The sequence below is a fragment of the Arenimonas aestuarii genome (assembly GCF_054781715.1).
On record NZ_BAAGTW010000004.1, the window covers coordinates 178,899 to 193,421 of the forward strand.

At 66.3% G+C, this 14,523-nt stretch carries 13 protein-coding genes and 1 tRNA gene; all 14 read left to right on the plus strand.

Going from position 1 to position 14,523, the window contains the following annotated elements; translation table 11 throughout:
* Positions 1–2 precede the first annotated feature (2 nt).
* Positions 3–1,061: an NADH-quinone oxidoreductase subunit NuoH gene (gene nuoH, locus ACYVJH_RS01695; RefSeq protein ID WP_460452931.1), complete on the plus strand. Its 1,059-nt coding sequence runs from the start codon at positions 3–5 to the stop codon at positions 1,059–1,061.
* Between the two features lie 7 nt (positions 1,062–1,068).
* Positions 1,069–1,557: an NADH-quinone oxidoreductase subunit NuoI gene (gene nuoI / locus ACYVJH_RS01700; RefSeq protein ID WP_460452932.1), complete on the plus strand. Its 489-nt coding sequence runs from the start codon at positions 1,069–1,071 to the stop codon at positions 1,555–1,557.
* 22 nt (positions 1,558–1,579) lie between these two features.
* The gene (locus ACYVJH_RS01705) at positions 1,580–2,197 is read left to right on the plus strand and encodes an NADH-quinone oxidoreductase subunit J (protein WP_460452933.1); all 618 of its coding nucleotides are present in this window, start codon (positions 1,580–1,582) and stop codon (positions 2,195–2,197) included.
* Positions 2,194–2,499, plus strand: coding sequence for an NADH-quinone oxidoreductase subunit NuoK (gene nuoK, locus ACYVJH_RS01710; protein ID WP_188662585.1), 306 nt, complete (start codon positions 2,194–2,196; stop codon positions 2,497–2,499). Before ACYVJH_RS01705 ends, nuoK begins: the two co-directional genes overlap by 4 nt.
* A 7-nt stretch (positions 2,500–2,506) precedes the next feature.
* The gene (gene nuoL, locus ACYVJH_RS01715) at positions 2,507–4,633 is read left to right on the plus strand and encodes an NADH-quinone oxidoreductase subunit L (protein ID WP_460452934.1); all 2,127 of its coding nucleotides are present in this window, start codon (positions 2,507–2,509) and stop codon (positions 4,631–4,633) included.
* Between the two features lie 19 nt (positions 4,634–4,652).
* Positions 4,653–6,188, plus strand: coding sequence for an NADH-quinone oxidoreductase subunit M (locus ACYVJH_RS01720; protein ID WP_460452935.1), 1,536 nt, complete (start codon positions 4,653–4,655; stop codon positions 6,186–6,188).
* Between the two features lie 10 nt (positions 6,189–6,198).
* A complete protein-coding gene (gene nuoN / locus ACYVJH_RS01725; RefSeq protein ID WP_460452936.1) occupies positions 6,199–7,647 on the plus strand; it encodes an NADH-quinone oxidoreductase subunit NuoN in 1,449 nt (482 codons plus the stop codon).
* Positions 7,648–7,721: 74 nt separating this feature from the next.
* Positions 7,722–7,798: transfer RNA gene (locus ACYVJH_RS01730), tRNA-Met, on the plus strand.
* Positions 7,799–7,965: 167 nt separating this feature from the next.
* Positions 7,966–8,505 (plus strand): ribosome maturation factor RimP, encoded by a 540-nt coding sequence (rimP, locus tag ACYVJH_RS01735; RefSeq protein ID WP_460452937.1) that lies wholly within the window; start codon positions 7,966–7,968, stop codon positions 8,503–8,505.
* Positions 8,506–8,537: 32 nt separating this feature from the next.
* On the plus strand, positions 8,538–10,025 hold the full coding sequence (gene nusA / locus ACYVJH_RS01740; protein WP_460452938.1) for a transcription termination factor NusA: 1,488 nt from the start codon (positions 8,538–8,540) through the stop codon (positions 10,023–10,025).
* 75 nt (positions 10,026–10,100) lie between these two features.
* Positions 10,101–12,752: a translation initiation factor IF-2 gene (gene infB, locus ACYVJH_RS01745; RefSeq protein ID WP_460452939.1), complete on the plus strand. Its 2,652-nt coding sequence runs from the start codon at positions 10,101–10,103 to the stop codon at positions 12,750–12,752.
* A 14-nt stretch (positions 12,753–12,766) separates the two neighbouring features.
* A complete protein-coding gene (gene rbfA, locus ACYVJH_RS01750) occupies positions 12,767–13,129 on the plus strand; it encodes a 30S ribosome-binding factor RbfA (RefSeq protein ID WP_460452940.1) in 363 nt (120 codons plus the stop codon).
* Positions 13,130–13,140: 11 nt separating this feature from the next.
* Positions 13,141–14,061, plus strand: coding sequence for a tRNA pseudouridine(55) synthase TruB (gene truB / locus ACYVJH_RS01755; RefSeq protein ID WP_460452941.1), 921 nt, complete (start codon positions 13,141–13,143; stop codon positions 14,059–14,061).
* Positions 14,062–14,240: 179 nt separating this feature from the next.
* Positions 14,241–14,501 carry a 30S ribosomal protein S15 gene (rpsO, locus tag ACYVJH_RS01760; protein ID WP_188662567.1) on the plus strand — a complete coding sequence of 87 codons (261 nt, stop codon included), beginning with the start codon at positions 14,241–14,243 and terminating at the stop codon, positions 14,499–14,501.
* The last annotated feature ends 22 nt before the right edge of the window (positions 14,502–14,523 follow it).

Below are 14,523 nucleotides of genomic sequence, written 5' to 3' on the forward strand. Positions count from 1 at the left end.
GCATGTTCGATCCGATGCGTGAGTTCTTCCTTTCCTTCGGCGACCTGGGCCTCGTGGTCTGGACGCTGGTGAAGATCCTGGCGATCACGCTGCCGGTGGTCGTGGGCGTGGCCTTCTACACCCTGGCCGAGCGCAAGGTCATCGGCTGGATGCACGTGCGCCACGGGCCGCAGTTCATCGGCGGCTTCCTGGGCATTGGCTTCATCCAGGCCTTCGCCGACGTGTTCAAGATGCTGTTCAAGGAGCTGGTGGTCCCGACCAATGCCAGCGGCCTGCTGTACCGGCTGGCGCCGCTGCTGGCGCTGGCGCCGGCACTGGCGGCCTGGGCGGTCATTCCCTTCGACGACGGCGTGGTGCTGGCCAATGTCAACGCCGGCCTGCTGGTGCTGCTGGCGCTCACGTCCATGGGCGTTTACGGCATCATCATCGGCGGCTGGGCCTCGAACTCGAAGTACGCCGTGCTGGGCGCGCTGCGTTCGGCGGCGCAGGTCATCAGCTATGAAATCGCCATGGGTTTCGCCCTGGTCGGCGTGCTGGTCGCCGCCGGCACGATGAACCTCAGCGAGATCGTCATGGCCCAGGCCGGCAATGCCGGCCTGTTCGAGTGGTTCTGGTTCCCGCTGTTCCCGCTGTTCGTCATCTACTTCATCTCCGGCGTGGCCGAAACCAACCGCGCGCCCTTCGACGTCGCCGAGGGCGAGTCGGAGATCGTCGCCGGTTTCCACGTCGAATACTCCGGGTCGGCCTTCGCCATCTTCTTCCTGGCCGAATACGCCAACATGATGCTGGTGGCCTTCCTGACCGCCGTGCTGTTCCTGGGTGGCTGGCTGTCGCCGTTCCCGGCGTCCTGGGGCTTGCTGGGCGAAGCCGGCTGGTGGTGGCTGATCCTGAAGTTCCTGTTCTTCGCCTTCTGCTTCCTGTGGTTCCGCGCCACCTTCCCGCGCTATCGCTACGACCAGATCATGCGCCTGGGCTGGAAGGTTTTCATCCCGATCACCATCGTGTGGATCTTCGTGACGGCCATCATGGCCTACAACGAATGGTTCACCCTGGGCGCCTGAGGAAGCCATGAACCGCATCGCAAACTACCTCAAGAGCCTCATGCTGCTGGAGCTGCTTTCCGGCATGAAGCTGACCCTGGGCTACATGTTCAAGCCCAAGTACACGCTCAACTACCCGTTCGAGAAGACGCCGCAGTCGGTGCGCTTCCGCGGCCTGCACGCGCTGCGCCGCTACCCGAACGGCGAAGAGCGCTGCATCGCCTGCAAGCTGTGCGAGGCCGTGTGCCCGGCGCTGGCCATCACCATCGATTCCGAGCGCCGCGCCGACGGCTCGCGCCGGACCACCCGTTACGACATCGACCTGTTCAAGTGCATCTACTGCGGCTTCTGCGAAGAAAGCTGCCCGGTGGATTCGATCGTCGAAACCCACGTGCACGAATACCACTTCGAGAAGCGCGGCGAGAACATCGTCAACAAGGCCCAGCTCCTGGCCCTGGGCGACCGCCTCGAGGACGAGATCGCCGAGCGTCGCGCCGCCGACTCGGCCTTCCGGTGAGGGCAGGGGACAAAGGACAGACATGACATACGAACTCGCCGCCTTCTTCGTCTTCGCCACGGTCGCCGTATTGGCCGCGCTGGGCGTCATCCTGGCCCGCAATCCGGTGCACGCGGTGCTCAGCCTGGTGCTGACCTTCTTCTCGGTCGCCTGCCTGTGGCTGCTGCTGCAGGCCGAGTTCCTCGGCGTCGTGCTGGTGCTGGTCTACATCGGCGCGGTGATGGTGCTGTTCCTGTTCGTGGTGATGATGCTCGACATCAACACCACGCCGTTGCGCGAGGGTTTCGTGCGCTACCTGCCGCTGACCGGCGCGGTGGTGGTGGTGATGGCCGCCGAGATGGTGATGCTGATCGGCCTGCAGCGATTCGAGGTGGGGCTGTCGGCCACCGATCCCGCCGCCGCCGCCGGCAAGACCAACCTGCAGTGGATCGGTGAAACCCTGTTCAGCAAGTACATCCTGCCGTTCGAAACCGCGGCCGTGATCCTCACCGTGGCCCTGGTGGTCGCGGTGATGCTGACCCTGCGCCGCCGTCCCGGCACCAAGCACCAGGATCCGGCCCGCCAGGTCGCCGTGCGCCGCGAAGACCGCGTGCGCCTGGTCAAGGTGGCGTCCGAACCCCGCCAGGAGGGCAACCCGTGATCAGCCTCGGCCATTACCTCGCGCTCGCCGCGGTGCTGTTCTGCATCTCGGTCGCCGGCATCTTCATCAACCGCAAGAACGTCATCGTGCTGTTGATGTGCATCGAGCTGATGCTGCTGGCGGTGAACATCAACTTCGTGGCCTTCTCGCGCTTCCTGGGCGACGTCGACGGCCAGATCTTCGTGTTCTTCATTCTTACCGTGGCGGCTTCCGAGGCCGCCATCGGCCTGGCCATCCTGGTGACGCTGTTCCGCAACCGGCGGACCATCAATGTCGCCGAACTCGATTCGCTGAAGGGTTGATCGCGCGATGATTTCAATGAACATCCTGCTGGTCATCGCGCTCGCGCCCCTGCTCGGTTCGGTCATCGCCGGCCTTTTCGGCAAGCAGGTGGGTCGCGCCGGCGCGCACTGGGTCACCATCCTGGGCGTGGCGGTCAGCTGCGCGCTTTCACTGCACGTGCTCTGGCAGTTCCTGGGCATGGAGGCGGCGCCGTTCAACCAGAACGTCTACACCTTCTTCCAGGTGGGCGGTTATTCGGCCCACGTCGGCTTCATGGTCGACACCCTGACCGCCATGATGATGGTGGTGGTCACCTTCGTGTCGCTGCTGGTGCACATCTACACCATCGGCTACATGGAGGAAGACCCGGGCTACCAGCGGTTCTTCAGCTACATCTCCCTGTTCACCTTCAGCATGCTGATGCTGGTGATGAGCAACAACTTCCTGCAGCTGTTCTTCGGCTGGGAAGCGGTGGGCCTGGTGTCCTACCTGCTGATCGGCTTCTGGTACAAGCGCCCGACCGCCATCTTCGCCAACCTCAAGGCCTTCCTGGTCAACCGCGTCGGTGACTTCGGCTTCCTGCTCGGCATCGCCGGCGTGCTGGCCTGGGTGGGAACGCTCGACTACGCCACCGTTTTCGCGCATGCCTACAACAGCGAACTGCAGGGCACCTTCACCCTGTGGTCGGGCAAGATCGGCATGGGCGGCTGGAGCATGGACGTGCTGTCCGGTCCGGTGCAGGTCGAGATCATGACCTTCATCTGCATCTGCCTGTTCATCGGCGCCATGGGCAAGTCGGCCCAGGTGCCGCTGCACGTCTGGCTGCCGGACTCGATGGAAGGCCCGACCCCGATCTCGGCGCTCATCCACGCCGCGACCATGGTCACCGCCGGCATCTTCATGGTGGCGCGCATGTCGCCGCTGTTCGAGCAGAGTGAAACGGCGCTGGCCTTCGTGCTGTTCATCGGCGCCACCACGGCCTTCTTCACCGGCCTGATCGGCATCGTGCAGAACGACATCAAGCGGGTCGTCGCGTATTCCACGCTCTCGCAGCTCGGTTACATGACCGTCGCGCTGGGCGTCTCGGCCTACTCGGCCGCGGTGTTCCACCTGATGACCCACGCCTTCTTCAAGGCGCTGCTGTTCCTGGCGGCCGGCTCGGTAATCATCGGCATGCACCACGAGCAGGACATGCGGAAGATGGGCGGCCTGAAGAAGTACATGCCCATCACCTACTGGACCAGCCTGATCGGCACGCTGGCGCTGGTCGGCACGCCGTTCCTGTCGGGTTATTTCTCCAAGGACACCATCATCGTCGCCGCGCAGAAGGCGGCGGAGCAGGGTGGTTGGGTGCAGCAGTACGGTTATTACGCGGTGCTGCTGGGCGTGTTCGTCACCGCCTTCTACAGCTTCCGCCTGCTGTACATGACCTTCCACGGCAAGGAGCGTTTCCGCGACGTGGCCCACCACGAGCCGGACGCGGAGGTGCACGCCGACGCGCACCACGACGAACATGCCGACGACCACCATGGCCACCATGGCCCGGTCGAGCCGCACGAGTCGCCGTGGGTGGTCACCGTGCCGCTGGTCCTGCTGGCGATCCCGTCGATCCTGATCGGCTTCTTCACCGTCGGTCCGATGCTGTTCGGCGACTACTTCCGTGGCGCGATCGAGGTGATGCCGGCGCACGACACCGTCGCCATGGCCGGCAAGGTGCTCTGGCACGACCAGCACGGCTGGTTCTGGGCCGCGGTCGGTTTCGGCACCCACTTCTACGCCAGCATCGTGTTCTGGCTGGCTTTCGCGGGTTTCGCCCTGGCCACCTACATCTACCTGTTCAACACGGCCCTGGCCGACCGTTTCGCGAAGCTGTTCGCGCCGGTCGTGCGACTGCTCGAGAACAAGTACGGCTTCGACGACCTGTGGATCAAGGGCTTCGCCGGCGGTGGCATCAAGCTTGGCAAGTTCTCCTGGAAGCGCGGTGACGCCGGCCTGATCGACGGGCTGCTGGTCAACGGCACGGCCACGCTGGTCGACCGCGTTGCCGGCCTGGTGCGCCACGTGCAGACCGGTCGCCTCTACAACTACGCCTTCGCCATGATCATTGGCCTCATCGTCCTGCTGGCGGTGCTGGTCAAGATGACCGGCGCCTGAGACTGACAAGGAAGACCCGATGCAATCCTCCTGGCCCCTGCTGAGCGTCCTGGTCTGGCTGCCCATCCTCGGCGGCATCCTGACGCTGGCTTTCGGCGATGCCCGCCAGACCCAGGCCAAGTGGTTCGCGCTGCTGGTCGCGGTCGCCACCCTGGTCCTGAGCGTGTTCCTCTTCGCGGGGCACGACGCCGGTTCGGCCGCCATGCGTTTCGTCGAGGATCGCAGCTGGATCCCCAGCTTCGACATCCGCTACCACCTGGGCGTGGACGGACTTTCGATCGCGCTGATCGCGCTGACCACGCTCACCACCGCCTTGGTGCTGGTGGGCGCCTGGGGTTCGGTCGAGCGCCGGGCACACCAGTATTTCGCCGCTTTCCTGATCCTCGAAGGCATGATGATCGGCGTCTTCTGCGCACTCGACGCGATCCTGTTCTACGTGTTCTTCGAGGCGATGCTGATCCCGATGTTCATCATCATCGGTGTCTGGGGCGGGCCGCGGCGCGTATATGCCTCGATCAAGTTCTTCCTGTACACCTTCCTGGGCTCGGTGTTCATGCTGGTCGGCCTGGTGTACCTGTACATCGTCTCCGGCGAACGCCTGGAGGGCGGCGCCAGCTTCCAGCTGGCCGACCTCTACCAGCTCAAGCTGACCGCGCAGGAGCAGATGTGGCTGTTCTTCGCCTTCCTGGCCGCGTTCGCGGTGAAGGTGCCGATGTTCCCGGTGCACACCTGGTTGCCCGACGCCCACGTCGAGGCGCCCACGGGAGGTTCGGTCATCCTGGCGGCGATCATGCTCAAGATCGGCGGCTACGGTTTCCTGCGTTTCACCTTGCCGATCGTGCCCGACGCGGGGCAGGAGTGGGCCTGGCTGGTCATCGCGCTGTCGCTGGCGGCGGTGATCTACATCGGCCTGGTGGCGCTGGTGCAGGAGGACATGAAGAAGCTGATCGCGTATTCGTCGATCGCGCACATGGGCTTCGTCACGCTGGGCACCTTCATCGCCTTCGCGCTGGTGCGCGAGCTTGGCAATACCGACGCGGCCCAGCTGGGCGTGCAGGGCGCGATGGTGCAGATGATTTCGCACGGCTTCATTTCCGGCGCCATGTTCTCCTGCGTTGGCGTCGTTTATGACCGCATGCACAGCCGCATGATCCGCGACTACGGCGGCGTGGTGAACACCATGCCCTGGTTCGCCGCCTTCTTCGTGTTCTTCGCGATGGCCAATGCCGGCCTGCCGGGCACCTCGGGCTTCGTCGGCGAATTCATGGTCATCCTGGCCGCGTTCCAGTACAACGCCTGGGTCGCGTTCGGCGCCGGCTTCACGCTCATCCTCGGCGCGGCCTACACCCTGTGGATGGTCAAGCGCGTGGTCTTCGGCGATGTCACCAACCACCATGTCGCCGAACTGACCGACATCAACGGCCGCGAAGTCCTGGTGCTGGGCGTGTTCGCCCTGGGCACCCTGGCGCTGGGCGTGTACCCCAAGCCGCTGACCGACCTCATGGAAGCACCGATCGCGCAGCTGCTGACCCAGCTCGCCGCCACCAAGCTGTAAGGAAGCCCCGATGGCCCTGCCGATGCCCACACTTGCCGACCTCCAGCCCCTGGGGCCGGAGATCTTCGTCTGCGGCGCAGCCTTCGCCCTGCTGATGGTCGACCTGTTCCTCTCGGACGCGCGTCGCGGCCTGACGCATTTCCTGGCCCTGTTCATCCTGGCCGCCGCCGCCGTGCTGACCGCGCGCGAAATCGGCGCCGAGACCACCTGGGGCTTCGCCAACCTGTTCGTGCGCGACACCATCGGCGACGTGCTCAAGATCACCATCTACCTGGTGGCCGCCGGATCCTTCGTCTACGCCAAGCCCTACCTGCAGGACCGTGGCCTGTTCAAGGGCGAGTTCTACGTGCTGGGCCTGTTCTCGGTGCTGGGCATGATGCTGATGGTTTCGGCCGGCAGCATGCTGGTTCTCTACCTCGGCCTGGAGCTGCTGGCGCTGAGCTCCTACGGCCTGGTCGCGATGGACCGCGACAACCCGCGCAGCTCCGAAGCGGCGATGAAGTATTTCGTGCTCGGTTCGCTTGCCTCGGGCCTGCTGCTGTATGGCATGTCCATGGTCTACGGCGCCACCGGCAGCCTGCAGCTGGGCGAGATCCACGCCGTGGCAGCCTCCACAGGCGACCGCACGCTGCTGCTGTTCGGCGTGGTGTTCATGCTGGTCGGCATCGCATTCAAGTTCGGTGCCGTGCCCTTCCACATGTGGCTGCCCGACACCTACCACGGTGCCCCGACCGCGATCACGCTGTTCATTGGCTCGGCACCCAAGCTGGCCGCTTTCGGCATGGCCTACCGCTTGCTCGAGGACGGTGTTGGCCCGCTCGACGCCCAGTGGCAGGACATGGTCGCCTGGTTGGCCGCGCTGTCGCTGGTCGTGGGCAACCTGGTGGCGCTGGCGCAGTCCAACATCAAGCGCATGCTGGCCTACTCGACCATTTCGCACGTGGGCTTCCTGTTCATGGGCCTGGCCCACGGTGGTCCGCTGGGCCACGGCGCGGCGATGTTCTACGCCATTTCCTATTCGCTGATGTCGGCGGCGGCCTTCGGCGCCATCATCCTGCTCTCGCGCAAGGGGCACGAAGCCGAGGAAATCGCCGACTTCCGCGGGCTGTGGTCGCGCAATCCGTTCCAGGCACTGCTGGTGATGTTCGTCATGGCCTCGCTGGCCGGCGTGCCGCCGTTCCTGGGCTTCTGGGCCAAGCTCGAAGTCCTGCGCGCGGCCCTGGATGCCGGCCTGCTGTGGCTGGCCGTGGTCGGCGTGGTGTGCGCGGTGATCGGTGCCTTCTACTACCTGCGGGTGATGAAGGCGATGTTCTTCGACGAACCCGAAGGCGAGGGCCCCAGGCTGCATCACGACAGCCACCTGCGCGTGCTGTTCGCGGTGAACGCCGTAGCCCTGCTGGCGCTTGGCCTGTTCGCCGACACCATCCTGCACTGGGTGGGGCTGGCGTTCCCGGTCTGACGCCCCGGCGGGTCGCGGCGAAACGCCGGGCTTGCGTCGCGAAAGCCTAGCCCCCTATAATGCGCGCTCACTGCTGCGGGGTGGAGCAGTCTGGCAGCTCGTCGGGCTCATAACCCGAAGGTCGCAGGTTCAAATCCTGCCCCCGCTACCAGTTTCTGGCGTTGGACTCCGAAAGGGTTTCATCGCACAGGCTTTTTCCCCGGGTTGGCTGCCAGCCGATCCCGGGGAAGCCGGAACCTGGATGTACCGGAAAAGGGCCTCACGGCCCTTTTTTGTTTTCGAAATTTGACAAACGCGAACGAGGCGCGGGACCGACGAATGACCGGAAAGGCGACCGAAATCAGCGAACTGCTTGCGCCCACCGTCGAAGGACTGGGCCTTGAACTGCTGGGCGTTGAATTCGCGCCGACCGGCAACAGCGCGCTGTTGCGCCTGTTCATCGACGCCCCGGGTCGCCATGTCGCCATCGAGGACTGCGAGGCGGTAAGCCGCGAGATCTCGGCGGTGCTCGACCTCGAGGATCCGATCACTTCGCAGTACACGCTGGAAGTGTCCTCGCCCGGCATCGACCGCCCGCTGTTCACGCCGGCGCAGTTCGCCCGTTTCATCGGCGAGCAGGCCAAGGTGAACCTGCGGCTGCCCGTCGACGGCCGGCGCCGCTTCCAGGCGCGCATCGAGCGCGTGGACGGCGACACCATCGTGCTGGTTTTCGACGGCCGCGAAATGGCGGTCGCCCACCAGAACATCGAAAAGGCGCGCCTGGTCCCCGACCTGGTCGCCCTGGGTCTGGCGGCCCAGCCCAAACCCACTGGTCCGCGCGGCAAGCGCAAGACCGGTAATGAATCTGATAACCCCTGAGGCGTTCGACGCCTTTCACGGAGCTGGAAGAGATGAGCAAGGAACTGTTGCTGGTGATGGAAGCGGTAGCCAATGAAAAGGGCGTGCCGCGTGGCGTGATCATCGAGGCCATGGAGGCCGCGCTGGCGTCCGCCGCCAAGAAGCGCTACCACGAGCAGGACGTCGCCATGCGTGTCGCCATCAATCCGGTCGACGGCAGCTACGAAACCTTCCGTCGCTGGGAAGTGGTCGCTGACGACGTGGTCATGGAATCGCCGGATCGCCAGATCCGCCTGATGGACGCCGTCGACGAGAAGGAAGGCGCCCAGGTCGGCGACTACGTCGAGGAACAGGTCGAGAACGCCGAATTCGGCCGCATCGCCGCCCAGGCCGCGAAGCAGGTCATCGTGCAGCGCGTGCGCGAGGCCGAGCGTGCGCAGGTGGTGGATGCCTGGAAGGATCGCGTCGGCGAACTGATCAACGGCATCGTCAAGCGCGTCGAGCGCGGCAATGTCTACGTCGACCTCGGCGGCAATGCCGAAGCCCTGATCCCGAAGGACAAGGCCATCCCGCGCGACGTGCTGCGCCCGGGCGACCGCGTTCGCGGTTACCTGCTGGACGTGCGCTCCGAGGCCCGCGGCCCGCAGCTGTTCATCAGCCGCACGGCGCCGGAGTTCATGATCGAGCTGTTCAAGCTCGAGGTGCCGGAAGTCGGCCAGGGCCTGGTCGAGATCAAGGCCGCCGCCCGCGACCCGGGCGACCGCGCCAAGATCGCCGTGCTTGCCCACGACCACCGCACCGATCCCATCGGCGCCTGCATCGGCATGCGCGGCTCGCGCGTGCAGGCCGTCAGCAACGAACTCAACGGCGAACGCATCGACATCGTGCTGTGGTCGGATAACCCGGCCCAGTTCGTCATCAACGCCATGGCCCCGGCCGAGGTGCAGTCGATCATCGTCGACGAGGAAAAGCGTTCGATGGACCTGGCCGTGGCCGAGGACAAGCTGGCCCAGGCGATCGGCAAGGGCGGCCAGAACGTGCGCCTGGCCAGCCGCCTCAGTGGCTGGCAGCTCAACGTCATGACCCAGGACCAGGTGACCGCCAAGTCAGAGTCCGAACAGGCGGCCGCGCGCCAGCTGTTCATGGACAAGCTGGAGGTCGACGAGGAAATCGCCGGCATCCTGGTCACCGAAGGCTTCAGCACGGTCGAGGAAATCGCCTACGTGCCGGCCGCCGAGCTGCTGGCGGTGGAAGGCTTCGACGAGGACATCGTCGAGGAACTGCGCGCCCGCGCCCGTGACGCCCTGCTCACCGAGGCCCTGCTGGTCGAAGAGGACATCGAGGAGCACAAGCCGGCCGACGACCTGCTTTCGCTCGACGGCATGGACGAGGCCACGGCCTACGCCCTGGCCGCGCGCGGCGTGGTCAGCCGCGACGACCTGGCCGAACTGGCCACGGACGAGATCACCGACATCGAGGACATGGACGAGGAACGCGCCGGCAAGCTGATCATGGCCGCCCGCGCGCACTGGTTCGAATAAGACCGCTCCGCCCCGCTAGCCCCGAGAGTCACCATTGCGCGCCTCGCGCGCAGGAAACGAAGGAATCGCCACCAAATGTCTGAAGTCACCGTTGGTTCACTGGCCAAAGTGCTGGGAATGCCCGTCGAGAAGCTGCTCGAGCAGCTGGCCGGCGCAGGCATGTCTTTCAGCGGGCCGGATCAGGTGGTCAGCAGCACCGAGAAGATGAAGCTGCTTGGCTTCCTGCGCCGCACGCACGGCAAGGACGACAAGCCGGCCGAAGGCGCCGCACCGCGCAAGATCACGCTGCAGCGGCGAAAGCAGGAAGAGCTGACCGTCAGCGCCGGCAAGTCCAAGTCCACCGTCACCGTCGAGGTGCGCCAGAAGCGCACCTACGTCAAGCGCGACGAAGTGGATGCGGCACCCGTCACCGACGAGCGCACGGACGCCCTGCGCAAGCTCGAGGAGTCCAAGGTCCGCAACGAGGCCGAACTGGCCGCGATCGCCGAGTCCGACCGCAAGCGCCAGCTCGAGCGCGAGGCCGACGAGGCCGCGCGCCGCAACGAGGAGGCCGCCAAGGCCGCGGCCGCCGAAGCGGCCAAGGCACCGCCGGCGATCGAGGACGACGAACCCGCAGCCCCGGCCGCGCCCGAAGTCGCGCCGCTGGCGCCCGGCGCCATCGTCATCCACGAGCGCAAGCCGCGCCCGAAGCCGGCCGCGCCGCCGCCGCCCAGCCCCAAGGCCGCCACGCCCGCGGGCAAGGCCGCCGGCAAGAACAAGCCCGTGCGTGGTTCGCACGCCATGGTCGACAACGAAGGCGACGGTGGCCAGGCCACGCGTTTCGCCGCCGGCCAGCTGCACCTTTCCGAGTCCGAACGCGCCCGTCGTGGTGCCGCCGGCAACCGCAAGAAGTCCCGCGCCCGCGGTCCCGAGCCGTCGCGCAGCGGCGGTGGCCAGCATGGCTTCTCCCGCCCGACCGCGCCGATCGTGCGCGAGGTGTTCATCGGTGACTCCATTGCCGTTACCGAGCTGGCCCAGAAGCTGGCCATGAAGGGCGGCGAAGTGGTGCGCGCGCTGTTCAAGATGGGCGTGATGGCCACCATCAACCAGGTGCTCGACCACGACACCGCGGTGCTGGTGGTCGAAGAGCTTGGCCACCGCGCCAGCAAGTCCGAAGAGGACAACGCCGAGACCACGCTGGTCGCGGCGCTGCAGGAAGAGGTCCAGGGCGAGAAGCAGACGCGCCCGCCGGTGGTCACGATCATGGGTCATGTCGACCACGGCAAGACTTCGCTGCTCGATTACATCCGCCGTACCAAGGTGGCCACCGGCGAAGCCGGCGGCATCACCCAGCATATCGGCGCCTACCACGTGGAAACCGACAAGGGCGTCATCAGCTTCCTCGATACCCCGGGCCACTCGGCGTTCACGTCGATGCGCGCCCGCGGCGCCAAGCTCACTGACATCGTGGTGCTGGTGGTCGCGGCGGACGACGGCGTGATGCCGCAGACCGTCGAGGCCGTGCAGCATGCCCGCGCCGCCAACGTGCCGCTGCTCATCGCGGTCAACAAGATCGACAAGCCCGAAGCCAACCCGGACAACGTCAAGCAGGGCCTGGTCAAGCTTGAAGTCGTGCCCGAGGAGTGGGGTGGCGACGTGCAGTTCGTCAACGTCTCGGCCAAGACCGGCGAAGGCGTGGACGCGCTGCTCGAGGCGATCTCGCTGCAGGCCGAGGTGATGGAACTGACGGCCGTCTACGACGCCCGCGCCACCGGCGTGGTCATCGAATCGGCGCTCGACAAGGGCCGCGGCCCGGTGGCGACGGTGCTGGTGCAGCAGGGCACCCTGAAGAAGGGCGACTACCTGGTGTGCGGTACCCATTACGGCCGCGTGCGCGCGCTGTTCGACGAGGCCGGCAAGCAGGTCGATTCGGCCCAGCCCTCGATCCCGGTGCAGGTGCTTGGCCTGTCGGGCGTGCCCGACGCCGGCGACGACTTCGTGGTCGTGGCCGACGAGCGCCTGGCCAAGGAAGTGGCCCAGGAACGTGACGCCAAGCGCCGTGAATCGCGCCTGGTGGCCGCCGCCGGCAGCCGAATGGAAGACATCATGGCCCAGATGGGCCAGGACAAGGACCAGGCCACCCTGAACCTCCTGGTCAAGGCCGACGTGCAGGGTTCCGTGGAAGCACTGCGCCAGGCACTGGTGGCGCTGTCGAACGACATGATCAAGATCAACGTGATCAGCTCGGGCGTCGGCGGCATCACCGAGTCCGACGCCACGCTGGCCGCGACGTCCAAGGCCGTGATCATCGGCTTCAACGTCCGCGCCGACGCCAGCGCCCGCAAGGTCATCGAGACCAGCGGCCTGGACCTGCGCTACTTCTCGATCATCTACGACGTCATCGACCAGGTGAAGCAGGTGGCTTCCGGCCTGCTGGGCATGGAGATCCGCGAGGAAATCATCGGTATCGCCGAGGTCCGCGACGTGTTCCGCAGCTCCAAGTTCGGCGCGGTCGCCGGTTCGCTGGTGGTCGAGGGCGTGGTCAAGAAGAGCAAGCCGATCCGCGTGCTGCGAGACAGCGTGGTGGTCTTCGAAGGCGAGCTCGAGTCGCTGCGCCGCTTCAAGGACAACGTCGAAGAGGTCAAGTCGGGCGTCGAGTGCGGCATCGCGGTCAAGGCCTACAACGACGTCAAGCCGGGTGACCAGATCGAGTGCTTCGAACGCATCGAGGTACAGCGCACCCTGTAAGGGAGGCACCTGCCATGGCGACCAAGAGCTTCCATCGTACCGACCGGGTTTCGGCGCAGCTGCGCCGGGACCTGGGCCAGATAGTCCACCAGGCGGTCCGCGAATTCGGGCTGCCCTCGGTGTCGGTTTCCGACGTCGAGGTGACCCGCGACCTGGCCCACGCCAAGGTGTTCGTGACCGCGCTGCTGGCCGACCAGGGCCCGACGGCCGTGTCGGCCCTCAAGGAGCTGGCGCCCGAGCTGCGCCATCGCCTGGCCCAGGCCGTTCGCATGCGCCACGTGCCTGAGCTGCACTTCCATTACGACGATTCGGTGGACAAGGGCGAGCGCATCGAGCAGTTGCTGCGCGAGAACCCCGTTCCGCCTGCCGAAGACTGACGGCCCGCCGGATGGGCCGCACCGTATTCCGGCCGCTCGACGGCCTGCTGCTGCTCGACAAGCCGGCCGGCCTGAGCTCGAACCAGGCCCTGCAGCGGGCCCGCCTGCTGTTCCGCGCCGAGAAGGGCGGCCATACCGGCGCGCTCGACCCCCTGGCCACCGGCCTGCTGCCCCTGTGTTTTGGCGAAGCGACCAAGATCGCCGGCCTGCTGCTGGGTGGCCGAAAGGCCTACGAGGCCGGCGTGGTGCTGGGTCGCACCACCGATACCGACGACGCCGATGGCGAGGTCCTGCGCGAGCGTCCGGTGCCGGCGCTCGACCGTGCCCGGGTCGAAGCGGCGCTGGTGCCGCTGACCGGGCGCATCCGCCAGCGCCCGCCGATCTTCTCCGCGCTCAAGCAGGGCGGCGAGCCCCTGTACGCCAAGGCCCGGCGCGGCGAGGTCATCGAGGTGCCCGAGCGCGAGGTCGAGGTGGACACGATCGAGCTGCTGGAGCTCGACGGGGCCACCCTGCGCCTGGCCGTGACCTGCGGGTCCGGCACCTACATCCGCAGCCTGGCCCGCGACCTGGGCGAAGCCCTTGGCTGCGGGGCCCATGTCACCGCGCTGCGCCGCACCTGGGTCGAACCCTTCCTGCAGCCGCGCATGTTCACCATCGAAGCCCTGGAAGCGGTGGCCGCGCAGGGAGGCGAGGCGGCGCTGGATGCCCTGTTGCTGCCGGTGGAGGCGGGCCTGGTGCATTTCGAAGCGGTCCATTTCGACGCCGACCAGGCCCGGCGCCTGGGCCACGGCCAGCCGGTGCCCGTCGCAGGCGAGGTTGCGACAAACCTGAACCTGGTGGGCCCCGATGGCCGGACGCTGGGCCTGGGCCGTCGCGACGAAGACGGGCAGGTCTGGCCAAAACGCCTGTTCCGCTGGGCCAGCGCCTGCTGAATCGAGGCGCCGGGCGGCCGCCCCGTGGCCGTCTTCACAAATTCCGCCTTGTCCGGCAAGCCCTTGTCCGTTAAACTTTTGCGGCTTTTACCGAAGCAATTCCCCCAACCGGCGGGCCATCGCGGTGCGTCGCCAGTGGCGACGTTCCTGCAGGCTGCGCATCACAAAGAGAAAAGACAATGTCCATTGATTCCGCCAAGGTCATCGAAGAGTTCAAGCGCACCCCGAACGACACCGGTTCGCCGGAAGTCCAGGTCGCGCTGCTCTCCGCCCGCATCGACATGCTGTCGGACCACTTCAAGGCCCACAAGCAGGACCACCACTCCCGCCGCGGCCTGCTCAAGATGGTCAACCAGCGCCGCAGCCTGCTCGGCTACCTCAAGAAGAAGGACGTCGCTCGCTACCAGACGCTGATCGAGCGCTTGGGCCTGCGCCGCTAAACCCAGTTTCAAAACACACGGC